Origin of the sequence: Pseudomonas nitroreducens (assembly GCF_010994165.1) — a bacterium.
In the GTDB taxonomy this organism is placed as follows: domain Bacteria; phylum Pseudomonadota; class Gammaproteobacteria; order Pseudomonadales; family Pseudomonadaceae; genus Pseudomonas; species Pseudomonas nitroreducens.
The window spans coordinates 244,733-269,531 of record NZ_WMBX01000007.1; the positions used below are offsets into that span (position 1 = coordinate 244,733).

Annotated in this window: 12 protein-coding genes and 1 riboswitch; of the genes, 3 read left to right on the plus strand and 9 right to left on the minus strand. The window is 62.9% G+C overall.

Annotated features, from left to right (window positions below; genetic code table 11):
* Nucleotides 1-34: 34 nt before the first annotated feature.
* From GJV37_RS26985 to GJV37_RS27010, 6 genes are all read right to left on the minus strand, one after another.
* Nucleotides 35-1,042: an ABC transporter substrate-binding protein gene (locus GJV37_RS26985; protein WP_226045102.1), complete on the minus strand. Its 1,008-nt coding sequence runs from the start codon at nt 1,040-1,042 to the stop codon at nt 35-37.
* A 44-nt stretch (nt 1,043-1,086) separates the two neighbouring features.
* Nucleotides 1,087-1,189: riboswitch (guanidine-I (ykkC/yxkD leader) on the minus strand.
* 223 nt (nt 1,190-1,412) lie between these two features.
* A complete protein-coding gene (locus GJV37_RS26990) occupies nt 1,413-2,582 on the minus strand; it encodes an MFS transporter (RefSeq protein WP_193453149.1) in 1,170 nt (389 codons plus the stop codon).
* Between the two features lie 124 nt (nt 2,583-2,706).
* A complete protein-coding gene (locus tag GJV37_RS26995; protein ID WP_157837661.1) occupies nt 2,707-2,847 on the minus strand; it encodes a hypothetical protein in 141 nt (46 codons plus the stop codon).
* A 192-nt stretch (nt 2,848-3,039) separates the two neighbouring features.
* Nucleotides 3,040-4,833 carry an N-acyl-D-amino-acid deacylase family protein gene (locus GJV37_RS27000; RefSeq protein ID WP_193453150.1) on the minus strand — a complete coding sequence of 598 codons (1,794 nt, stop codon included), beginning with the start codon at nt 4,831-4,833 and terminating at the stop codon, nt 3,040-3,042.
* Complete coding sequence (locus GJV37_RS27005) at nt 4,830-5,573, minus strand: sulfite exporter TauE/SafE family protein (RefSeq protein WP_170859475.1); 744 nt, start codon at nt 5,571-5,573, stop codon at nt 4,830-4,832. Before GJV37_RS27005 ends, GJV37_RS27000 begins: the two co-directional genes overlap by 4 nt.
* Entirely contained in the window at nt 5,570-6,481 is a 912-nt protein-coding gene (locus tag GJV37_RS27010; protein WP_024764746.1) for a bile acid:sodium symporter family protein, read from the minus strand. Before GJV37_RS27010 ends, GJV37_RS27005 begins: the two co-directional genes overlap by 4 nt.
* A gap of 190 nt (nt 6,482-6,671) precedes the next feature.
* Here GJV37_RS27010 and qhpR point away from each other — a divergent pair, with 190 nt between their 5' ends.
* Nucleotides 6,672-7,628, plus strand: coding sequence for an AraC-like transcriptional regulator QhpR (gene qhpR, locus GJV37_RS27015; RefSeq protein ID WP_024764747.1), 957 nt, complete (start codon nt 6,672-6,674; stop codon nt 7,626-7,628).
* A 5-nt stretch (nt 7,629-7,633) separates the two neighbouring features.
* Here qhpR and GJV37_RS27020 read toward each other — a convergent pair whose 3' ends face one another.
* Entirely contained in the window at nt 7,634-7,873 is a 240-nt protein-coding gene (locus tag GJV37_RS27020) for a hypothetical protein (protein WP_024764748.1), read from the minus strand.
* Between the two features lie 184 nt (nt 7,874-8,057).
* Nucleotides 8,058-9,209 (minus strand): murein transglycosylase A, encoded by a 1,152-nt coding sequence (gene mltA, locus GJV37_RS27025; RefSeq protein ID WP_193453151.1) that lies wholly within the window; start codon nt 9,207-9,209, stop codon nt 8,058-8,060.
* 151 nt (nt 9,210-9,360) lie between these two features.
* Between mltA and GJV37_RS27030 the strand changes: the two genes are divergently transcribed.
* On the plus strand, nt 9,361-11,721 hold the full coding sequence (locus tag GJV37_RS27030) for a DNA polymerase II (RefSeq protein WP_193453152.1): 2,361 nt from the start codon (nt 9,361-9,363) through the stop codon (nt 11,719-11,721).
* 60 nt (nt 11,722-11,781) lie between these two features.
* Here GJV37_RS27030 and queD read toward each other — a convergent pair whose 3' ends face one another.
* The gene (gene queD, locus GJV37_RS27035; protein ID WP_089285886.1) at nt 11,782-12,138 is read right to left on the minus strand and encodes a 6-carboxytetrahydropterin synthase QueD; all 357 of its coding nucleotides are present in this window, start codon (nt 12,136-12,138) and stop codon (nt 11,782-11,784) included.
* Nucleotides 12,139-12,522: 384 nt separating this feature from the next.
* Here queD and GJV37_RS27040 point away from each other — a divergent pair, with 384 nt between their 5' ends.
* Nucleotides 12,523-24,729: an Ig-like domain-containing protein gene (locus GJV37_RS27040; RefSeq protein ID WP_193453153.1), complete on the plus strand. Its 12,207-nt coding sequence runs from the start codon at nt 12,523-12,525 to the stop codon at nt 24,727-24,729.
* The last annotated feature ends 70 nt before the right edge of the window (nt 24,730-24,799 follow it).

Sequence of the window (24,799 nt, forward strand, 5' to 3'; positions counted from 1 at the left end):
CCCGCCGTCCCGGCGAGAGCGTCGGGTGGGTGCCTTACTGGGCGAGGGCCTGGACGAATTGCGCGTCGAAGGTCTGGGCGAGGTCGGGGATCGCCGGGATCTGGCTGTTGTCCTTGAGCAGTTGGGCGATCACCGCGCCGCTGCCGAAGAAGGAGCTGGTGGCGTCGGACTTCTCGAAGTTCTTGCCCATCTCCGCCAGCGGGATGTTGTAGACCCCGGCCATCTGTTCCTTGGCCTCGGCGGCGCTGACGCCCAGCACCTTGCCGATGATTTCGGCGGATTCGTCCGGGTGCGCCTTCATGTAGGCCAGGCCGTCGGCGTAGCCCTGGATCATCGCGCTGATCGCTTTCTGGCGTTTGCCGATGACCGCCTGGTTGAACACCAGCACGTCGGTGATCAGGCCCGGCGCGTCCTTCGATGAATACACGACGTGGAACTTGCCGCCCGGCATGCCGAGGATCTGCGAGACATTGGGTTCGTAGGTCACGCCCACCGGCAGGCTGCCCGAGGCCATGGCGCCGGGGATGCCTTCGGGCGTCATGTTCACCGGGCTGACGTCCTTGTCGCTCAGGCCGTGGCTCTTGAGCGCGTAGGCGAGCAGGAAGTCGGATGGCGACAGCGGGTTGAAGCCGATCTTCTTGCCCTTGAAGTCGGCGACCGACTTGATCGACTTGTCCGCGACGATGGCGTCGCCGCCGTTGGAGAAGTCGATGGGCATCACCACGCGGTACGGCTGGCCCTTGGCGACGCCGCCGACCACCTGGTCGTAGGTGAGCATGCCGCCATCCAGCGCGCCGCCGGTCATGGCGGTGGGGATCAGGGCGGGGTCGTTGAAGAACTGCAGCTCCACCTTGAGGCCGTGGGGCTTGTAGAGGTCGAGCTTGTCGGCGACGTAGAAGGGCGCGTAGCCGGCCCAGACGACGGTGCCGATCTTGAGCTTCTCGGCGGCTTGCAGAGTCAGCGGCACGACCCCGGCGGCAGCAACCAGACAGGCACCGAGCAGGGTCTTGCGCAGGGAACGCAGGGAAAGCGGCATGGTCATGGCATTGCTCCTAACGGTTGGAAATCGGCACGGGATGACATCACGTCTCCCGGGCTTTTCTCCCGCCGTGTAGCCCTGTCCCTAGGGCCGGAAAACTCTCGGACCAGACATCCCCTCACGGAGACCGGAACCCTAGTTCGCCTGTGGTGCAACTCCAGTGTGTGCCTTGCTGCGTTCACTCACCCGGTGGCTACCTTGCCGTGGGCGATGCATCCCGTTGCAGGGGACTGAGCAATTGAAATGCCAGTTTTCGTGAAGCGGAAAAACCACTGGGGATTTCAATTGCTTAGCTGAAATCCCCAGTAGCAGGCAGGTGCCAGCCCTGATCACGCTGGCACCAAGTCGATGCGCCTTGCCTTCTATTGAGGCATCAGGCGGTGCGCATGGTGGCGCGGCGCAGCGAGGCGGCCGCGGTGGCGACGAACAGGCCGGCGGCCAGCGCCAGTGCCACCGGCACGCCTTGCGGGCCGAGGTCCATCAGGCTGCCGCTGAGCAGGGGGCCGAGCAGGCTGCCGACGCCCCAGAGCATGCCGGCGGCGGCGTTGGCGGTAACCAGGTCGCGGCCGCGGAAGCGCTGGCCGATCAGCACCAGCGCCAGGGTGTAGACGCCACCGGCCACCGCGCCGAGCACCATCAGCGCCGGCCATAGCAACGCCGGCTGGCCGATCAGCCAGGGCAGGGCGAGGCCGATCAGCATGGCCGCCACGCCGCACAGCAGGTGCAGGCTGGAGCGGTCGAGGCGGTCGGAGAGCCAGCCCAGCGGCATCTGGAAGAGCATGTCGCCCAGCAGGATCACCGTCGCCATGAAGGCGGCAATGCCCACCGCGTAGCCGTGGCTGGAGGCGTACACGGGGAAGAGCGACAACACCACGCTGTCGAAGAAGGAGAAGAACAGCACGCCCATGCACAGCGCCGGTGCCACCCGCAGGAAGCCGGCGAGGGAGAAGCTGCGCGGCTCCTCGACGTGCTCGTGGATACCGTCCTCGGGCATGGCGAGCGCCACGGTGGCCAATGCAATCAGGTGCCCGGCGCTGACCAGCAGCACGACCCAGGGCGTCTGCGCGCCGAGCAGCGCCACCAGGGTCGGGCCGAGCAACTGGAAGGCGGTGAAGCTGGTCGCGTACAGCGCCACGATGGTGCCGCGGTTGTGCTCGCCGCACAGCTCGTTGACCCAGGCCTCGCCGAGGATGATCGCGATGCCCATGCCGATCCCCAGCGCCAGGCGCGCGGCGGCCAGCAGCCACAGGGAATGACTGCTGAATTCGATGGCGAGGGTGCTGGCGGTGCACAGCACGAAGCACAGTAAATAAAGACGGCGCCGGCTCATCAGCTGGCAGGCACGGTCGACCAGGGTGGCGGCGAGGATCATGCCGGCGGCGGGTACGGCGGAGAGAATGCCGATCTGCAGGGCGCTGGCGCCGTTATCCAGCAGACGCAGCGCCACCAGCGGCAGGGTGGCACCCAGGCTCAGGCCGACGATGGAAACGGCGAACAGCAGCACCGCGAGCAGCGGCTTGTTGAGGGTGGTCGGGGTGTTCATGGAAACCTTCTCTTGCCCTGCCGCTCCAGCGGCAGGGCTGCACATGCAAACGAGCCCGCCGGGATTCGCCGGTGGGCGGATTCGAAAGGCGGAATGACCGGCGCGAAGGCGCGCAGCGTCCGGCTCAGCAGCCGGCGGGAGGAGAGAAGGTGAAGGCGAACAGCACGCTGCGACGCAGGTTCAGCACGGCATCGACCTTGCGCACGCGCGGAGGCTCCCGGAGGAGGGCGAGCGATGAGTCGGCGAAGCGGCAGAACGGGGTCATGATACGGGTGCAGCGTAGGATGTAGGAAAACGCGCACTCTAGTGAGTGCGCGTCAGAGCGTCAATCTCGGCCCGCTGCGCGGTTATTCGGTGTGGCTGGCGTCAATCGGGTTCGCGAGCAAGCTCGCTCCTACGAAGAGCACGCGCTCCGTGTAGGAGCGAGCTTGCTCGCGAACCACCAGCGACACTGATCTTACCGACCGTAAACCGGGCTGCCTGCCGACACCTCCTGCGGCCGGGTCAGCACGTCGCGCCCCGGCAGGAAGGTGCCGAACACGCGCTCCTTGCCCAACGCCTCGGGGAAGCCGCCTTCACGCCGATACGCCACGCGGCCATTGATCAGGGTGGCGTCCACCGCATTGTCGTTGCGCTTCACCAGCCGCGTCAGCCCGATGACCTCCATCGGTGCCTCGCAGACGTCATCCAGCTCGTCGGTCAGCCCGGCCGGGTTGACTACCACCAGGTCGGCGCGGTCGCCGACGCGGATGTAACCGGCATCGATCCCGGCGAAGTCCGCCAGCTCGCCGGTCAGGCGGTGCACCGCGCGGCCGGTATCCATGAAGCTCTGCCCGGCCAGCTCGGCGTCGCGCACATACTTGAGCATGCGCAGCGGGAAGTTGTACTGCGCATGGGAGGCCAGGTGCGCGCCGGAGTCGGCGAAGCCCGGCTGGGTCCACGGGCTGGCCAGCAACTTGCCCATGATCTCGGGGCGGTGGTTGCCGTAACAGGTGGTCCATTTGAGTTCGTTGCGGTATTGGCCGGCCAGCTCGAAGAAGGCATCCACCGGGTCCAGACCGCGCTCGCGGCCGATGTCCTCGAAATTGCGCCCGACCATCGAGGCGTCCGGGCACTCGCGCACCCAGCAGTCGGAGAGATTGCGGTGCCACAAGCCGAGGCTGAGGGTGGCCTTGATGTCCTTCTTGAAGCGCTCGCGGAAGGCCGGGTCCTGGATGCGCGTGTAGAGCTCCTCCGGGTCCTTGATGTCGCGCAGCACTTCGCCGGCGCCGAACTCCTCGAAGCCGTTCATGTTCAGCCCCTCGATGCGCACCACGAAGGGCGCTGGCAGGGTCTGCCAGCGATAGCGGCCGCGCAGCAGGCGGTTGGCGACCCAGCCGGAGGCACGGGTGATACGGTGCATGAAGGGTTGGGACTTGAGGTCCAGCGCGGTGAGCATCGAGCACTTCAGCGGCCGGCGGAACCAGCCGTGGGCTTGGTAGAGGAAGGCGAACACGTTGATCTTGGTGACCGCGTTGGGCGCGCCTTGCATCAGCGCGTTGCGCCGGCGCAGCACGGCGAACAGGCGGGAGAATTCCTTCCAACTGGCGAAAGTGGAGGGCAGCGGGCTGGACCAGGCGCGGTCGCCGTCCATCTTGTCCAGGCGCGTGGTCATCACCGACAGGCCGAAACAGCCGGCATCCAGAGCCTGCTCCAGCAGCTCTTCCATGCGTTGCAGCTCGGCTTCGGTGGGCTTGGCGCCGCTGATGGCGCGCTCAAGCCCCATGACTGTCACGCGCAGCTCGGAGTGGCCGAGGAAGGAGCAGAGGTTCGGTCCCAGTGGTTGCTGGTCGTAGAAGGCGCGATAGCCCTTGGCGTCCTTCCAGGTGCGCTTGTCACGCAGGATCGGCAGCACCTGCTCGCGCGGCACGGCCTCGACGCGGGTGAACAGGTCGGAACAGTCCTCGGCCTCGCCCAGCACCATGCTGATGGAGCAGGAACCAACGGAGACGGTGGTCACACCGTGGCGTACCGACTCCTTCAGCGCCGGGGCGGCGATGGCTTCGGCGTCGTAGTGCGAGTGGATTTCCAGGAAGCCTGGGGTGACCCAGCGGCCGCTGGCGTCGATGACCTCTGGGCAGCCGCCTTCGTCGAGCGGGCTGACGCTCAGGGTGTCGATGCGCCCATCCTTGATGCCGACGTGGCGCAGGCTGCCGGGGGCGTCGCTGCCGTCGAAGTAGAGGCCGTTCTTGATGATGATGTCGTAGCTCACAGGAGACTCCAGGGCGACAGCAGCAGGATGCCGCTGACCAGCAGCAGGCAGTGGATGGCGAGACGGAAATGGTGTTCCTCGAAGCGCTGGTGTAGGCGTTCACCGAGCCACACGCCGAGCAGCAGCAAGGGTGCGTAGGCGAGCACCTGCGGCAGCGCCGGGCGCAGGCGGCCATCGAGGAGGAAGGCCAGGGTCAGCAGGCCGTTGAGGGTGAACCAGACGCAGACCAGGGTGGCGCGCAGACGAGTTTTATCCAGCGGTCGGGTGGCCAGTGCGTAGACCAGCAAGGGCCCACCCGATGCGAACAGGCCGTGGCAGACACCGGCGGTCCCGGTCGCCAGGCGTACCACCCAGCTCGGTGTGTGGCCGCGTGCCGGTGCACTGGCGCGCAGGCGCCACAGTTCGCGGCCGGCGAACCAGAGAATCAGCACGCCCAGGCCGCGCTTGAGCGGTTGCGGGTCCAGATGCGGCAGCAACAGGTAGCCGATCACCATGCCCACCAGCATGCCCGGCAACACGGTACGCAGCAGCAGGCGGGTATCGATCAGACGCCGGTGACGCCAGCACAGGTAGCCGGTCATGCCGATGTTCAGCGGCACCAGGATCGGCAGCAGCGTTTCGATGGGCATCAGCAGCGCACCGAGGGACAGGGCGATCACCACGCTGCCGAAGCCGGTGATGGCTTCCAGTGTGTAAGCCAGCAGGATGAAACCGCCAAGGGCGATGGCCGGAGCGTTCATGATGCGCTCACCGCGGTGCCTCGTGGTTCGCGGCGCGCCCACCATTGCGCCAGTAGCAACCCGGAAAACAACTGCCAGCAGCCCCAGAACGCGGCGATCAGCAGCATGCCGCCGGCCTGCGGGAAGAAGGTGAGGATCAGCGCCATGCCCAGCGCCGAATTGTGGATGCCGCTCTCCAGGGTGACGGCGCGCACGTCGGCGTCCGGCAGCTTCCACAGCCGCGCGCAGGTATAGCCCAGGAGCAGCGCCGTGCCGTTGAGCAGCAGGACGAGCCAGAAGAACAGGTGGAAGTAGGCCATGAACTGCTGGAAGTTCTTGGCGAAGGCCATGCCGACGAAGCCCAGCATCACCAGCAGCGACAACTGTCGCATGGGCTTCTCCAGGCGCCGCGCGAGCTGTGGCTTGTGCTTGCCCAGGGCCATGCCCAGCAGCATCGGCAGGATCAGCACCAATAGCACCACACCGACCAGTTCCAGCGGGTCGATGTGGATCTGCGTGAGGCGGTCGCGGGTGGCCGGGTTGATGCCGGCATACAGGGCGAAGTTCAGCGGTGTGAAGATACCCGCGCTGAGGCCGGAAACCGCCGTGACGCTGGCCGACACGGCGACGTTGCCCCGCGCCATCCAGGTCATGATGTTGGAGAAGGTGCCACTGGGGCAGGTGGCGACCAGGATCATCCCCAGCGCCAGTTCCGGGTCGATGGGCAGGGCGATGGTCAGCAGGCAGGTGGCGGCCGGCAGCAGCAGGAACTGCACCAGCATGCCGATCACCGGCGCCTTGGGCTGGCGCAGGATGCGGGCGAAATCGTCGCGGCGCAGTTCCAGCGATACGCCGAACATCATCAGGGCGATGATCGCGTTCAAGGCGATCATCGAACCGCCGGAGAATTCGAGGTGGACTTCAGGCATCGCCGTTCTCCCACAGAGGGAGGGCGGGGACTGGCGAATGGACTGCAGCCGGCGGCACGGGCGCGGCTCCGGTGGGATTGGGCATGCAAGGCGACTCTTGTTTGTATTTATCGTTGTAATTGGCAAGCATAGGGCAGCGTTACCGCCCGGTAACGGCTCAATCGGGACCTTTACCGGTTAATTCGAGACCATGCCGCACACCATTACTGTCCATTACGCCCAGGGCATCCTGCAGGCCGCCGAGCGCCTGGGGCTGCCGGTGCCTGCCGATCTGCAGGCGGCCAGCCTGGAGCCGCGCATTCCGTTGCAGCGCCAGGACGCTTTCTGGGAAGCCATTTGTGCCGCTTCGGGCGATCCGTTGCTGGGCCTGCGCCTGGGCAGTGCGCTGCAAGTGGGGCACCTGGACATGGTCGGTGCGCTGCTGATGAGCTGTGACCACTATGGCGAGGCGCTGGACGCCTTGCTGGAGTATTACCCGATCATCGCCGAGGGCAGCGAGTTCCAGCGTGAGCAGGATGCAACGCAGGTACGCCTGGTCTATCGGCCGAGCTACGCCGTGCGCCGCGAGGAGCGAGTGGAGGCCGCGCTGGCCAGCCTGGTGCACCTGACTCGCTGGATCACCGGCGATCGCGTCAATCCGCAGCGACTGATCCTCAGCCATGCCGCCCGGGGCGAGCCGACGCGGTATGTCGAGGTGCTGGGATGCCCGGTTATCTTCGAGGGTGCCGAGAATGCCCTGAGCTTTGCCGTGGCTGATCTCGACGTGCCGCTGATCCAGGCCAACGCCCTGATGCGCGAGCACCTGCGGGCGCTGGCCGACGCCCAGCTCGAACGTCTGGGAGCGCAGAGCCTGGCCGCGCGCGTGCAGCAGCTGCTGCGGCAGAACCCACGCTGGGGCAAGGAGAAGGTCGCCGAGCAACTGGAGCTCAGCGGGCGCCACCTCAACCGCAAACTGGCGGAGGAAGGCACCAGCTTCAAGCTGCTGCGCGAACAGGTGTTGCATGGCATGGCCGAACAACTGCTGCGCGAGTCCTCGCGACTGGGCGAGGTGGCCGAGCGCCTGGGGTTCTCCGACGAGAGCGCTTTCGCGAAGGCTTTCCGCCGCTGGAGCGGGATGACGCCGGGGCAATTCCGTCAGGGCAACTGAGCCACCTATTGGCGGTCGCGGTCTAGCGACGCCAGCGCATGGGCGGCGGGCAGGTCGACGCGTTGGGGAATGCTGCGCGGGTGTTCGATGGCACCGGTGCCGGGCAGCTTCGACACGAAGAACTGGTCGACGCCGAAGAACAGCAAGACCAGGGCGATAGCGCCTATCCAGCATAGGACGTCGTAGTCCAGCGGCCAGCCACGGTGCTGGCGCTGGGAATGGAGGGGAGGCTGGCTTTTCTTCATGGCGGTCACCGCGATCGGGTTGAGGATCGGCGAAGCCAGGGGAGTGCCTGGATTCGCCGACCATTGTCCGGTTGGCGGTGATGTCGGGAACTCAGGGAGCTCTGTAGGATGAGTAGGAATTTCCTCTGTCTGAAAATTCCAGGCTCTTAGGGCGTACAGGGTTCGACGTTACACGCCGTTTCGCTCAGGCGCCCGGCAGTGACTTGTCCTTTGGCCAGAGCAGCCACAACTGGCCGTCCTGCTTCATGTGCCCGGCGAGCTCCCCGGCGGCATCGCCAGTGCCCCAGAACAGGTCCGCGCGCACTTCGCCGACGATGGCGCCGCCGGTGTCCTGCGCTGCGACCGGGCGCACCACCGGCGCACCATCCGGGCGGGTGGTGGAGAGCCACATCAGGCTCCCCAACGGGATCACCTTGCGATCGATGGCCACGCTGTAGCCGGGCGTCAGCGGCACGTTCAGCGAGCCTCGCGGGCCTTCGTTGCTGTCCGGGCGCTGGCTGAAGAACACGTAGCTGGGATTGCTCGCCAGCAGTTCGTCGACGCGCTGCGGGTGGGCGCGGGCCCAGTCGCGGATGCGCGCCATGCTGACTTCTTCCTTGCTCAGCTCGCCCTGTTCCACCAGCCAGCGGCCCACCGGCTTGTACGGGCGGCCATTCTGCTCGGCGTAGCCCAGACGCAGTTGGCGACCGGAGGCCAGCTGCACACGGCCGGAGCCCTGGATCTGCAGGAACTGCAGGTCCATCGGGTCGGGCAGCCAGGCCAGCACGGGCGCATTGACCCCATCGCGGCGGATACCGGCGGCGTCAGCGTAGGGTACGAGGGTGTTGCCTTCGAGCTTGCCGCGCAGGCGCTTGCCCTTCAGCTCCGGGTAGACGCTGTCCAGCGCGACGGTGATCAGGTCTTTCGGCACGCCATAGATCGGTACGGTGTGCGTGGCGTCGCGCTGCTGGCTGCCACGGTAGACGGGCTCGTAGTAGCCGGTGATCAGGCCGTTCCTGCTGCCTTCGCCGGAACGCAGCTGGTAGGGCTGCAACTGGGCCTGCATGAACTGGCGGATCGCCGGGGCGGAAGCCGGCACATTCGCCGCTTCGGCGCAGGTCGCGGCCCAGATGTCATCTTTCTTCAGGCGTACCGCGCAGGCCGAGCGCCAGGCGCTGAAACCTTGCAGTACGTCGCTGTCGGCGGTCTGGGGCAGGTCCGACCAGGCGACCTTGGAATAGGTGGGTGCCTGGGCTTCTTCGGGCTTTTTGCCGAACAGGCCGCAGCCTGAAAGCAGGGTGGCGAAACACAGGGTGGCGAGGAGAGGGCGGGTCCAGTGGCGGGACGAATCGGTCACGGGCGAGTCCTGGCAGGCAAACGAAAGCCCGCTAGCTTGGGCAGACGCGGGGCGTGCGTCAAACGCATCGGTCGGATTTACACGCCTTGCAACGAATCCGCGGGCGGACCGGTAGAATGGCGTTCTGATTCGACAGACGGGTGGTTAGAGCGTGGAGGCAAGGCAGGGTTTCGTCCTGACCCGACATTGGCGGGATACGCCCGAAGGCACCGAGGTGGGCTTCTGGCTGGCCACCGATGAAGGGCCCCGGCATGTGCTGCTGCCGCCGCAGACCTCGGTGGCCTTCCTGCCGGCCGAGCAGCGCGCCCGCGCCGAGAAACTGCTGGCCGGCGAGCGTGGTGCCGAACTGCGCCCGCTGGGCCTGCGTGACTTCCAGCAGCGTCCGGTGCTGGGCTTGTACTGCCAGCAGCACCGTCAGTTGATGAACCTCGAGAAAAAGCTGCGCGAAGCGGGCGTCGAAGTATTCGAGGCAGACATTCGCCCACCCGAACGCTACCTCATGGAACGCTTCATCACCGCTCCAGTGACCTTCCAGGGCGAGCCAGGCGAGGGCGGTAGTATCCTCACGGCGCAACTGCGGCCCGCGCCGGATTATCGACCAAGGCTGAAGCTGGCCTCGCTGGACATCGAGACCAACATCCGTGGCGACCTCTATTCCATTGCCCTGGAGGGCTGCGGCCGGCGCCAGGTGTACATGCTCGGCCCCGCCAATGGCATCGACGGCGAACGCGATTTTGAGCTGGAATACTGCGAGAGCCGCGCGCAGTTGCTGGAGCGTCTGAACCAGTGGCTGGCCGAGCACGATCCCGACGCGATCATCGGCTGGAACCTAGTGCAGTTCGACCTGCGCGTCCTGCAGGAGCATGCCAAGCGCCTGGAGGTCCCGCTGCGCCTGGGGCGTGGCGGCGACGAGATGGGCTGGCGGCAGCATGCCTCGTCCAATCACTTCTTTGCCGCGGCGGCCGGGCGACTGATCATCGACGGCATCGAGGCGTTGCGCTCGGCGTTCTGGAGTTTCTCCTCGTTCAGCCTGGAAAGCGTCTCGCAGACTCTGCTGGGCGAGGGCAAGGCCATCGACAACCCCTACGACCGCATGGCCGAGATCGACCGCCGTTTCGCCGAAGACAAGCCGGCGCTGGCGAAATACAACCTCAAGGACTGCGAGCTGGTCACGCGCATCTTCGAGAAGACCCGCATCCTCGACTTTCTGCTGGAGCGCGCCAGTGTCACCGGGCTGCCGGCCGACCGCAGTGGTGGCTCGGTGGCAGCCTTCACCCACCTGTACCTGCCGCCAATGCACCGGCTGGGCTACGTCGCGCCGAACCTCGGTGGCAAGGCGCCGGAAGCGAGCCCCGGCGGCTTCGTCATGGATTCGCGGCCGGGGCTCTACGAATCGGTGCTGGTGCTGGATTACAAGAGCCTGTATCCGTCGATCATCCGCACCTTCCTGATTGACCCCGTCGGGCTGGTCGAAGGGCTGAGCGACCCGTCCGACGAGGCATCGATCCCCGGCTTCCGCGGCGGACGCTTTTCGCGCACGCAGCATTGCCTGCCGGCCATCGTCGAGCGCGTCTGGCAGGGCCGCGACGCCGCCAAGCGCGACGGCAACGCGCCGCTGTCCCAGGCGTTGAAGATCATCATGAACGCCTTCTACGGCGTGCTCGGTTCCAGCGGGTGCCGCTTCTTCGACCCACGCCTGGCATCATCGATCACCATGCGTGGCCACGAAATCATGCGTCGCACCCGCGAGCTGATCGAAGGGCAGGGGCATCGGGTGATCTATGGCGACACAGACTCCACCTTCGTCTGGCTTGGCCGTGCCCATGGCGAAGAAGAGGCAGCACGGATCGGGCGCGATCTGGTGCGCCACGTCAACCAGTGGTGGGCGCAGCACCTGCGCGAGGAATATGGCCTGGAGTGCGCGCTGGAGATCCAGTTCGAGCGGCACTTCCGACGCTTCCTGATGCCGACCATCCGTGGCGCGGAAGAGGGCAGCAAGAAGCGCTATGCCGGCCTGGTACGGCGTGAGGACGGCAGCGACGAAATGGTCTTCAAGGGCCTGGAAACCGTGCGCACCGACTGGTCGCCGCTGGCCCAGCAGTTTCAGCAGGAACTCTACCTGCGCATCTTCCAGCGTCAGCCGTATCGCGATTACGTGCGCGACTACGTGAACCGCACCCTCGCCGGCGAGCAGGACGAGCTGCTGATTTTCCGCAAGCGCCTGCGCCGCCAGCTCGGTGACTATGAACGCAACGTGCCGCCTCACGTGCGCGCGGCGCGTATCGCCGACGACTACAACGAGCGCCAGGGTCGGCCGCGGCAGTACCAGCGCGGTGGCTGGATCAGCTACGTCATCACCGTCAACGGCCCGGAGCCGCTGGAAACGCTCAGCTCGCCCATCGACTACGACCACTACGTCAGCCGCCAGCTGCAGCCGATCGCCGACGCCATCCTGCCGTTCGTGGACGACGACTTCGGCGCGTTGATCGACAAGCAGATGGGCCTGTTCTGAGTCCCGGGCTGATATGAACAAGGCCGGCGATTGCCGGCCTTGTTCATGGCTTCGGGCGGATCAGTCGCCGCGGTATTCGCAACCGCTGGTGCAGGTCTCGTGCACGCGCACCTTGGACAGCTCTGGCAGCAGCGGCTTGAGCTGTTGCCAGATCCAGCGGCAGAGATTTTCGCTGGTGGGGTTGTCCAGGCCGGGGATGTCGTTCAGGTAGTTGTGGTCGAGCTGATCGTAGATCGGCTTGAAGATCTGCTTGATCTCGGCGAAATCACGAATCCAGCCGGTATGCGGATCGACCTCGCCCTCGATGTAGATGGCGGCTCGGAAGGAGTGGCCATGCAGGCGGCCGCACTGATGCCCGGCGGGAACGTGGGGTAGGCGGTGGGCGGATTCGAAGGTGAATTCTTTGAACAATTCCACGTGGTGCACTCTGTGACGAATGCCGGCCCGAGAGCGGGCCGGCCGGAAAATGGCTGCATAGTTTATCACCATCGTGCCGCCGGCCCTGCCAGCGGTTCATCCGATTTTCAGCCTCAGGATCCGGTATTCGAGATTGAGCTCAGCATCTGCTGGTCCATGCGACGGAGAAGCGCTGTCCAGCCTGTTGCCTCGCGGTATTTCCTTTGCTCCTACGGCACCAGCAATAGCCGGCCACAAGGCGTCCGTTTGCTCTGTAGTCCACTGCGATCGTAGTTGCGGCGAATCCGCATTGATCTGCCGAATTGTCCTACAAATGACTCAATGACTCCCGCCTTAAGCTGGCCACCGCAGTTTTATTTCTGTGGCTGGATAAGGAAAATGCAGATGTCCGCTGAAAAAGTCCAATTGGTAGAAGTCTCCGAAAATGCAGCCCAGCGGGTTACGTTCAAGGATGGCGGCAAGGTCAAGGCAAAGGTCGGTACCAAGTACCTTCTTAAACTCGATAATAATGAAGTGGCACCGGAGAACGTCACGGTCAAGCGGGACGGCAAGGATCTGCTGGTGTTTTTCCAGGGCAGCGACAAGCCTGATCTGGTCATCCAGGACTTCTTCGCAGACGGCATGGACAGCCAGCTCTATGGCGTATCCGAAGACGGCCAGATGTACGCGTATGTGCGTACCGATGGTGAGGGCTTCTACAGCCAGCTGTTGCTGGCCGATGGCGAGATGACCCCCATTGCCCTTGGGGGTGAACCGCTGGGCGCCGCGCCGGTGGTCCATGGCGAGATCGACGAATCTGGTGGCTTCTTGCTATGGCCGCTGCTGGCGGGCGCAGGAGCGGTGGGTGGTGTGGCCGCAGCGACCAAGAATGATGACAAACATCACACCAAGACCAGCCCCTCCGTCACTGATACCCAGATCACCGACCATGTGGGGCCGAAGCAGGGTGTGATCGCCAATGGCGACGCCACCGACGATCCGCGTCCGGTCATTTCCGGCAAGGGTGAGGCGGGCGCAGTCATCCACATCTATGACAATGGCCAGGAAATCGGTAGCACCACGGTCGGGTCGGACCAAACCTGGACATTTACCCCCAATGTTGACCTCAACGACGGCAACCACAGCATTGATGTCGTCCAGGAAGGCAAAGGGGAAAAACCCAGTGCTCCTGTCCACGTCATCGACTTTGCCGTAGACACGGTTCCGCCTTCCGCTCCCACTGCCGAGATAAGCGGTGCTGTCGAGCACGATGGCCAGACTTACTCGCCCAGCAATGAACCATCCATCCATGGTACCGGCGAACCCGGCGACAGCATCATCGTTGTTTACCCGACAGGCGAAACCGTTACGGTTGACGTAAAGGACGACGGTACCTGGGTTGCTCCGCCGCCCACTCAGCCGCTCCCCGAGGGAAATAACGACATCAAGGTTATCGCGCAGGACCCAGCGGGCAACCAGACCGAAATCGTCATTCCGGTCATCATCGACACCATTGCTCCGGAAGCGCCGAAAGTCTGGCTGGACCCTGACTCGGACACTGGAGTCAAGGGTGACAACATCACTAATGACTCCAGGCCGACCATCGATGGTCACGCTGAGCCGGGCGCAGATGTCACGGTGAAATTCCCCACCGGTGAAACCGTAGTTGTTACCGCCGACGCGAATGGCGATTGGTCCGTCACCCCGACGAAGCCATTGCCGGACGGGGCCGGCGACATCACTGTTGTTGCCACCGACCCCGCTGGCAACCCTAGCCAACCCACAGTCATTTCTCTGGATATCGACACCACAGCCCCTGATGCGCCCAAGGTCTGGCTGGATCCAGCGTCCGACACCGGTATCAAAGGTGACAATATCACCAGCGACACCATGCCGACCATTGACGGCAAGACCGAGCCGAACGCGGACGTCAAGGTGACGCTGCCAACCGGCGAGGTGATCAACGTCAAGGCAGACGACGACGGTAACTGGTCAGTGACTCCGACCAAGCCTCTTACGGAGGGTGACAACAGCATCAGCGTCACCGCGACGGATGCTGCAGGAAACGCCAGTCAGCCGACTGTGATCGTGGTCGGCATTGACACGACCACTCCGCCCAAGCCGGTGATCGGTCCGGATGGCACACTCGACATGGTTTACGACAACGTCGAGCCCAAGGTTGGCCCGCTCAATAGCGGCGACAGCACCAACGACACTCGGCCCACCTTCTCAGGCAACGGTGAGCCGAATCAGACCATCACCCTGTACGATGGTGGCAAGAAGATTGCCGAGGCAGTCGTCGGTCAGGATGGCAAGTGGAGCTATGAAGCTCCACAAGATAAGCCACTGTCTGAAGGTGCCCATGACATCACGGTGACCGTGACCGATGTTGCGGGTAATGTCAGTCCGTCTTCGGACCCGTTCGTGGTGGTAGTGGATACCATCGCTCCGGATGCCCCCCAGGTCTGGCTGGACCCTGACTCTGATACGGGCGTCAAGGGCGACGGCATCACCAATGAGACCAAGCCAACCATCGACGGCCATACAGAGCCTCATGCCGATGTGAAGGTCACGTTGCCCACCGGAGAGGTTCTCACGGCCACGGCGGATGAAAACGGCAACTGGTCGGTTACGCCGAGCAAACCGCTGCCGGAGGGTAACAACAACATCAGTGTCACTGCGGCGGACGCTGCTGGAAACACCAGTCCACCGACCGTTATCGTGGTTGATATCGATACCACCCCGCCGGACATTACCAAACTGTTGATTACTGGCGTGGAAGACCATGTGGCGCCGATCACCGGTAATATCCCGAATGGCGGCGAAACCGATGATGCGCATCCTGAGATCAGTGGTAAGGGTACTGCTGGCGATACCGTTATCGTCTTCAGCAAGGACAGCACCGGCAACCATGAGATCGGTCGCGCCACAGTAGGTGCTGACGGTACATGGAAGCTGACCCCCACACTTCCGCTGGTTTCCGGTGCGAATGACCTGACCGCTGTCGAGATGGACGTAGCGGGCAACAAGACCGATCCGAGCGCGAAGTACAGCATTGACGTTGTGATCGGTGCGCCATCGGTACCGACTATCATCAGCGTCCATGACGATGTCGGTCCATATCAGGGCTTCCTGCAGAAAGGTGATGTCACTGACGACAGCACACCGACCTTCAAGGGCTCCGCTGATGGTGGCAGCGTCATCAAGCTCTATGACGGTAGCACTCTGATCGGCAGCGCCATGGCCGATGCCAGTGGTAACTGGAGTATCACCACCGACAAACTGGCCGACGGTCCGCATGAGGTGATTGCCACCGCCACCAACAGCGTAGGTCAAAGCAGTGAACCGACGGGAGGGTGGAACTTCAGCGTCGACACCACCGCGCCGGACAACGTGATGGGTTTGGCCATCACCGATAACGTGGGAGATGTGACTGGCCCGCTGCACGCTGGTGATACCACTGACGATAACCGCCCGGTGTTCAGCGGCGGTGCCGAGCCAAATGGCAAGGTCATCATCTACGACAACGGCAAGGCAATCGGCGAAGTCGATGTGGGTGCCGATGGCAAGTGGAGCTTCACACCGACCGCCGCGTTGGCAAATGGTGACCACGCGTTCAGCACGGAGGTACTCGACCAGGCTGGTAACAGCAGTGGCCAGAGCGCTCCACTGAGCTTGATCGTGGATGCGTCCAAGGTACTGGTCTCGATCACCCACATGATCGACGATGTCGGCAGCATCACTGGCGACATCAGCAATGGCGGCTACACCGACGATACTCGTCCGACCATCCAGGGTACAGGCAAGGTCGGCAGCATCATCACCGTATATGACGGTTCTACCAAACTGGGAACCGCCGGGGTGGCGGCGGACGGTAGCTGGACCTTCAAGCCAACGGCCTCTCTGTCCGAAGGGGCGCACACCATCAAGGCCACTGCAACCGATCTGGCAGGCAACGTCAGCGACCCAGCGACGTTTGCTTTCATCGTTGATACCACTGCTCCGGGCAAGCCCACTATCGACCAGGTTCTGGATGATGTGGGCGCGGTTCAGGGGCCGATCGCCAATGGCGGAGTGAGTGACGACCCGAACCCGACCCTCTCGGGGAAAGCCGAAGCTGGCTCCAGGGTGGCGGTGTACGATAACGGCGCCAAGTTGGGTGAAGTGACCGCCGACAAGTCAGGTCAATGGAACTATACGCCAACCACCCCGATCACCGAAGGCAAGCATGACTTCACTGTCACTGCGACCGACGCTGCTGGAAATACCAGCGCCAACTCGGACGTCTTCAGCATCACCACTGACTACAGTGCCCCCGTCAAGCCGAGCATCGATTCGGTGTACGACAATGTGGGCGAAATCCAGGGGATTGTTGCCAGAGGTGGTGTGACCGATGACTCCAAGCCGGTCCTTTCCGGTGAGGCGGAACGCGGTTCCAAGGTCATCATCTACGATAACGGCTTGAAGCTGGGTGAAGCGGTTGCCGATGCCAATGGAGCCTGGAGCTACACACCAGTCATTGCGCTTTCCGAAGGTCATCATGACTTTACGGTTACGGCAACCGATGCTGCAGGAAACGTCAGCGTCAAGTCCGACGATTACGCGGTGGATACCGACTACACGGCGCCGGACTTTACCAAGCTGTCGATTACAGGTGTTGAAGATCATGTCGGCCCGATCACCGGCAACATCGTAAACGGTGGCGAGACCGATGACGCGCGTCCGGAGATCAGCGGCAAGGGTACCGCTGGCGATACTGTCATCGTCTTCAGCAAGGACAGCACCGGCAACCATGAGATCGGCCGGGCCACTGTAGGTTCTGATGGCACCTGGAAGTTGACCCCATCACTTCCTCTGGTTTCCGGCGTCAACGACCTGACCGCTGTTGAGATGGATATGGCGGGCAACAAGACCGCGCCGTGGGACAAGTACAGTGTCACCTTGGTGACGGTAGGGCCAACTGTGCCAACCGTCGAAAGCGTCTTCGACGATGTGGGGCCGTATACCGGCTTCCTGCAGAAAGGCGACGTGACCGACGACAACCAGCCGACCTTCAAGGGGGCGGCGGATGCGGGCAGTATCGTCAAGCTGTACGACGGCAATACCTTGATCGGTAGTGCGGCGGCAGATAGCAATGGCAAGTGGGAAATCACCACAAGTGTCCTGGCTGATGGTACGCACAATGTAATTGCCACTGCGACCAATAGCGTGGGGCTGGTTAGCAGCCCGACCGGAATCTGGAACTTCAGCGTCGACACCACGGCACCGGCTAATGTGACCAGCCTGGCGGTGACTGACAATGTGGGTGCGGTGACTGGCCCGCTGCATGCGGGTGATACCACCGATGACAACCGTCCGGTGTTCAGCGGCGGAGCCGAGCCGAATGGCAAGGTCATCATCTACGACAACGGCAAGGCAATCGGCGAGGCCGATGTAGGTGCCGATGGCAAGTGGAGCTTCACGCCGACCGCCGCGCTGTCCGATGGCAACCATGCGTTCAGCACGGAAGTGCTGGACAAGGCCGGCAACAGCAGCGGTCAGAACAGCCCGCTGAACGTGATTGTGGATACCTCCAAGGTGCTGGTCTCGATTACCCACCTGATTGACGATGTCGGCAGCATCACCGGCGACATCAGCTTTAATGGCGTCACTGACGATACCCGTCCCGAGATCCAGGGTACCGGGAAGGTTGGTAGCATCATTAAAATCACCGATGGCGCTGTCGAACTGGGCAGCACCACGGTTAAAGTCGATGGCACCTGGAGCTTCACACCAGTTTCGGATATGGGGCAGGGGGCGCACAGCATCATCGCCACTGCGACGGACAAAGCTGGCAACACTAGCGCTCCGACCATACCGTTCACTTTCAGCATCGACACAGTGGCTCCTTTCAAGCCGACCATTGACCAGGTACTGGACGATGTCGGTGCGATCCAGGGCCCGATCGCCAACCATGGCGTGACGGACGACCCGACCCCGACGCTGTCGGGGCAGGCCGAAGCCAACTCGAAGGTCACCATCTACGACAACGGCTCCGTGCTGGGCTCGGTGATGGCGGACGCCAATGGCGCGTGGAGTTACACGCCGACCACCGGTATCAGCGAGGGAGATCACAACTTCACCGTCGATGCGACCGACAAGGCCGGCAACACCAGCGTTAAGTCGGATGTCTTCAACCTCACCACCGACTACACCCCGCCGGACTACAGCAAGCTGGCCATTACTGGCGTGCTGGACAGCGTGGGTGAAGTGACCGGTAACGTCGCCAACAATGGCAGGACCGACGACACCCGTCCGGTGATCAGTGGTACCGGCACGGCTGGTGACACGATCTTCGTCTATGACAAGGACACCACTGGCAACCATCAGGTCGGCAGTGCCATCGTCGATGCCAGCGGCCACTGGTCACTGACCCCGACGGCCCCCTTGATCTCGGGGGTCAACGAGCTGACTGCGGTCGAGCGTGACCCGGCGGGCAACACCACGGCACCGAGCGCGGCATACAGATTCATCGTGGTGACGGTCGGGCCAGCTTCGCCGACCATCGAAAGCGTCTTCGATGATGTGGGGCCGTACACCGGCTTCCTGCAGAAGGGCGACGTGACCGATGACAGCCAGCCGACCTTCAAGGGCAGTTCTGGTCTGGGCACTACCGTCAAGTTGTACGACGGCAGCACCTTGATCGGCAGTGCGGTGACCGATGCCAACGGCAGCTGGAGCATTACCACCAGCGCGCTGGTGGATGGTCTGCACAACGTAACCGCCACAGCGACCAGCCCTATCGGTCAGGTCAGTGATCCGTCTGGAGGCTGGAGCTTCAGCGTCGACACCACGGCACCGGCCAACGTGGCCGGCCTGGCGGTGACCGACAACGTGGGCGCGGTAACTGGCCCGCTGCATGCGGGTGATACCACCGATGACAACCGTCCGGTGTTCAGCGGCGGAGCTGAGCCGAATGGCAAGGTCATCATCTACGACAACGGCAAGGAAATCGGCGAAGCCGATGTAGGTGCCGACGGTAAGTGGAGCTTCACACCGACCGCCGCGTTGTCCGATGGCAACCATGCATTCAGCACGGAAGTACTGGACAAGGCTGGCAACAGCAGCGGTCAGAACAGCCCGCTGAACGTGATCGTGGATACCTCCAAGGTGCTGGTCTCGATTACCCACCTGATTGACGATGTCGGCAGCATCACCGGCGACATCAGCAATGGTGGCTATACCGACGATACTCGCCCGGAAATCCAGGGTACTGGCAAGGCTGGCAGCACTATCAAAGTTTCCGATGGGACTGTCGAGCTGGGCAGCACTACGGTGAAAGCCGATGGCACCTGGAGTTTCACCCCGGTCTCGGACATGGGGCAGGGTGCGCACAGCATTACCGCCACCGCAACAGATAAGGCGGGTAACGTCAGCGATCCGACCACGGCGTTCATTTTCACCATCGATACCGTGGCACCGATCAAACCGAGCATCGACCTGGTGACCGATGACGTGGGTGCCATCCAGGGCCCGATTGCCAACCACGGCGTCACGGACGATCCGACCCCGACGCTGTCGGGGCAGGCCGAAGCCAACTCGAAGGTCACCATCTACGACAACGGCTCCGTGCTGGGCTCGGTGATGGCGGACGCCAATGGCGCGTGGAGTTACACGCCGACCACCGGTATCAGCGAGGGAGATCACAACTTCACCGTCGATGCGACCGACAAGGCCGGCAACACCAGCGTTAAGTCGGATGTCTTCAACCTCACCACCGACTACACCCCGCCGGACTACAGCAAGCTGGCCATTACTGGCGTGCTGGATAGCGTGGGTGAAGTGACCGGTAACGTCGTCAACAATGGCAGCACCGACGACACCCGTCCGGTGATCAGTGGTACCGGCACGGCCGGTGACACGATCTTCGTCTACGACAAGGACTCCACTGGCAACCATCAGGTCGGCAGTGCCATCGTCGATGCCAGCGGCCACTGGTCGCTGACCCCGACGGCCCCCTTGATCTCGGGGGTCAACGAGCTGACTGCAGTCGAGCGTGACCCGGCGGGCAACACCACGGCACCGAGCGCGAAATACAGCGTCACCGTGATAACGGTAGGGCCGGCTGTGCCGACCATCGAAAGCGTCTTCGACGATGTAGGGCCGTACACCGGCTTCCTGCAGAAAGGTGATGTGACCGACGACAGCCAACCGACCTTCAAGGGCACTTCGGATGCGGGCACCACCGTCAAGCTGTACGACGGCAGCACGCTGATTGGCAGTGCGGTGACCGATGCCAATGGCAGCTGGAGCATTATCACCAGCGCGCTGGCGGATGGTCTGCACAACGTAACCGCCACAGCGACCGATCCTATCGGTCAGGTCAGTGCTCCGACGGGAATCTGGAACTTCAGCGTCGACACCACGGCACCGGCTAATGTGACCGGCCTGGCGGTGACTGACAATGTGGGTGCGGTGACTGGCCCGCTGCATGCGGGTGATACCACCGATGACAACCGTCCGGTGTTCAGCGGCGGAGCCGAGCCGAATGGCAAGGTCATCATCTACGACAACGGCAAGGCAATCGGCGAGGCCGATGTAGGTGCCGATGGCAAGTGGAGCTTCACGCCGACCGCCGCGTTGCCTGATGGCAACCATGCATTCAGCACGGAAGTGCTGGACAAGGCCGGCAATAGCAGTGGCCAGAGTGCTCCGCTGAACGTAGTCGTGGATACCTCCCAGGTCCTGGTCGCGATTACTCATGTGATCGACGATGTCGGCAGCATCACCGGCGACATCAGCAACGGTGGCTTCACCGACGATACTCGCCCGGAAATCCAGGGTACTGGCAAGGCTGGCAGTGTTGTCACGATCTCCGATGGCAATACGGTGCTGGGTTCTCTCACCGTTGATGCAAGTGAGAAATGGAGCTTTACCCCGGCATTTGACCTGGGGCAGGGTGCGCACAGCATCACAGCCAAGGCGACCGACAAGGCCGGCAACGTCAGCGATCCGACCACGGCGTTCATCTTCACCATCGATACCGTGGCGCCGGTCAAACCGACCATTGACCAGGTACTGGACGATGTCGGTGCGATCCAGGGCCCGATCGCCAACCATGGCGTGACGGACGACCCGACCCCGACGCTGTCGGGCCAGGCCGAAGCCAACTCGAAGGTCACCATCTACGACAACGGCTCCGTGCTGGGCTCGGTGATGGCGGACGCCAATGGCGCGTGGAGTTACACGCCGACCACCGGTATCAGCGAGGGAGATCACAACTTCACCGTCGATGCGACCGACAAGGCCGGCAACACCAGCGTCAAGTCGGATGTCTTCAACCTCACCACCGACTACACCCCGCCGGACTACAGCAAGCTGGCCATTACTGGCGTGCTGGACAGCGTGGGTGATATCACCGGCAACGTCAGCAATGGCGGTGTCACCGACGACGCGCGTCCGGTGATCAGCGGTATCGGCACAGCCGGTGACACCATCACCGTGTACGTCAAGGACAGCACCGATAACCATCGGATCGGTACTGCAATTGTGGACGCGACCGGGCATTGGACGCTGCAGCCTGCGACTGCCCTAGCTTTGGGGCTGAATGACCTGACAGCGGTAGAGTCCGATCCGGCTGGTAACGCCACTGCTCCGAGTGCGAAGTACAGCATCACACTGGATACGACGACGCCAACCAACCTCGCTACCATCACTGGAATCGCTGACGACACCGGCTTCTCCGATCATGATTTCATCACACAGGACCGTACGTTGCTGGTCAGTGGTCAGGTAAACAGTGAAGTTCAGTCTGGGCAGAAGGTGCAGTTCTCTGCGAACGGAGGATTAACCTGGAAGGATGCCACGCTCAGCGATGATCGCTTGCGCTGGACCTATGACAACCGGTCGGTGTCCCTGGCGGATGGTACCTACACCTTCGAGGCGCGCGTCGTCAGTGAATCGGGTATCGCCGGTCAGGTCACGACTCAGCAGGTGGTAATCGACAACTCGCAACCCACGAACAAGGTGACATTTGCTTTGGATCCTGCCAGCGACAACGGCGTGTCCAACACCGATAACATCACCTCGATCATGACGCCAACGATCAACGGTACGGTGAAGTCGGGTAGTCACAAGCTCGAAGATCTGACTATTACGCTGTTCTGGGACAAGAACGGGAACAACCAGATCGACGAAGGCGAGGACATCTACGGCCAGGGCATCAAGGTCAAGAGCGATGGCACCTGGAGTACCGATCTGTGGTCGCTGCACTATGGCGACTACCTGTTGAAGGCGGTGGCGACCACTGCTTCCGGCGTGACTGGTTCGGCGAGCTATGTGGGCTCCCTGGATGACCAGAACCACATCCTGACCATCACCCAGTCGGTGCCGCAGCACTATTACGGCGCCAAGCAGGCAGGGTTCGAGTTCGGCTGGGATGTGGTCAACATCGGTGACTTCAATGGTGATGGCATTGATGACCTGCTGGTGTCCGCACGTAACTCCGATACCTTGGGTCGGGTCAACAACGGTGGAGCCTGGATCCTGTTCGGCAGCGAGAATGGCTTGCCGGTGCTGGACCAGAACACCATCACCAACCTGAAGCCGAGCCAGGGCATCTTCTTCGCGGGTGCCTACAACGGAGACATCATGGGCACCGGCATCAACGCGCTGGGAGACTTCAATGGTGACGGTTACAAGGATGTCATCATCTCCTCGCACTGGCCGGACAAGATCTATGTGATCTTCGGCGGGCCGAACAATAGTTGGGGCAATGGCACGGTGGACCTTGCGACCATCGATGCTGGCGACAACACCCATGGCTTCGTGATCCGTAACCCGGGTGTCAACCCCAACAACCCGTCCGCGCCGGGCTATGACAGCTGGAACGGTATCGGCGTGGGTGGCGGTGGCGACTTCAACGGCGATGGCTACACGGACCTGTTGTTCGGTAACCGCGAAGCGGGCCCGAATAACAGTGGCGCTGGCTACGTGCTGTACGGCGGCGCCAACGTCAACAAGAACATCGTCATGGATTGGAGCAACCCGGCGACTGGTACCGGTTCCAGCCAGACGTGGGCGCACTTCCCGGCGGGCGTGAATGGCACCACGATCACCAACTCGTTCACCGGCACGGTTACCAATTCGTCGCAGGTGAACGGGGTTGATCTGGGTGACTCGATCAACAATGTCGGCGATGTCAACGGCGACGGTATCGACGATTTCGTGATCGCCGACCCACGTGCCAACAACGTCATGTCGCAGGGTTACGGTGCTTCCGCGGGGACCGCCTACCTGGTCTACGGCAAGGCGGGGGGGCTGGGATCTTCAATCGACCTCAAGAACATGACCCTGGATCAAGGCATCCGGATCAACTCGCAGCACTACGAGTGGCTGGGTTCGGCGCGCCAGGATTATTCCACCAACACTATTACCGCCCTGGGTGATATCAACGGTGACGGCATCAACGACTTCGCCATCAGCGCGCCTTACTCGGAGCCGGGCGACCCGGGCCGTGTGTGGATCATCTATGGCAAGGCGGGTGGTTACACCAGCGATATCAACCTGGATGCACTCAATACCGTTGGAGTGCCGTCGCAGTTCAACACCAACCCGATGTTCGACTCCAGTGTCGGCTCGCTGATCCTCAACGAAAAGGCGACCTACAACTCGGTCACTGGCAAATGGACGCAGAGCACCGTGGATGAGTGGTTCGGCGTGAGCATCCGCGCGGGTGGCGACATCAACGGTGACGGCATCAACGACTTCATCATCGGTGCGCGTTATGCCGACCGTCCTGGCAAGGGTAATGGCGATAACTCCGGCGCGGTGTATGTGGTCTACGGCAACGAGCACGGCTTGCCGACCATCTGGTCGATCAAGGATGTGATCAACGATCCGACCAAGGGCTATGCGCTGTACGGCGAGGGCGCCGGCTTCGAATTGGGCAACGGTGTGGCGATGGGCGACTGGAACGGCGACGGCATGATGGATATCGCCACCGGCGCCTATAACGCTGATTTCACGGCGACCGACTCGGGGGCGATGTATGTCTACTACTCCGCTTCCGACGCATTCACCAAGAAGTACACCAACGGTGACGATTACATCGTCGCGGATGGCAAGGACGACCATGGCAACCCGGTCAATGACTACATCGTTGGTGGGTTTGGCAACGACACCATCGTCAACATCGGCACCTTGGACTATGCCAACGGCGGTGAGGGCAATGACTTCATCCACATCGTCAGCACCGATTTCCTTGGCGTGAATGGTGGCTCGGGGACCGACACCCTGGTGTTCGATGGCCAGGGGTTGAGCATCAATCTGGCAGTCATGAAGAACAAGGTGATCAGCTTCGAGAAGTTCGACCTGGGGCATGGCGGCAACAGCCTGACGGTCAAGCTGGACGACGTGCTGCGGATGGGTGAAAGCGACCTGATGTTCAAGGACGGCAAGAAGCAACTGGTGGTCAATGGTGACGCCAGCGGCAACGTCGACCTGGTCAAGACCGGGATCACCTGGACCGAGTCGAGTGCCACCGGTAACGATGGTCACGCCTACAAGGTGTACAGCTCGGGTACTGGCGAGGTGTGGATCGAGGACCACGTTCAGGTCCATCTCGTCGGCTAAGCGTCGACCGGAGCGCGGGTCTCCCGCGCTCCGGCACTAGCCCCAATTCAATTGCGCGCCTTGTTGTATT

What these genes read in the sequence shown, in the direction of transcription:
- GJV37_RS27040 (WP_193453153.1), top strand. Translation starts at nt 12,523, where the DNA reads ATGTCCGCTGAAAAAGTCCAATTGGTAGAAGTCTCCGAAAATGCAGCC.
- GJV37_RS27005 (WP_170859475.1), bottom strand. Translation starts at nt 5,573, where the DNA reads ATGAACGCTCCGGCCATCGCCCTTGGCGGTTTCATCCTGCTGGCTTAC.
- GJV37_RS26985 (WP_226045102.1), bottom strand. Translation starts at nt 1,042, where the DNA reads ATGACCATGCCGCTTTCCCTGCGTTCCCTGCGCAAGACCCTGCTCGGT.
- GJV37_RS27010 (WP_024764746.1), bottom strand. Translation starts at nt 6,481, where the DNA reads ATGCCTGAAGTCCACCTCGAATTCTCCGGCGGTTCGATGATCGCCTTG.
- GJV37_RS27020 (WP_024764748.1), bottom strand. Translation starts at nt 7,873, where the DNA reads ATGAAGAAAAGCCAGCCTCCCCTCCATTCCCAGCGCCAGCACCGTGGC.
- qhpR (WP_024764747.1), top strand. Translation starts at nt 6,672, where the DNA reads ATGCCGCACACCATTACTGTCCATTACGCCCAGGGCATCCTGCAGGCC.
- GJV37_RS26990 (WP_193453149.1), bottom strand. Translation starts at nt 2,582, where the DNA reads ATGAACACCCCGACCACCCTCAACAAGCCGCTGCTCGCGGTGCTGCTG.
- GJV37_RS26995 (WP_157837661.1), bottom strand. Translation starts at nt 2,847, where the DNA reads ATGACCCCGTTCTGCCGCTTCGCCGACTCATCGCTCGCCCTCCTCCGG.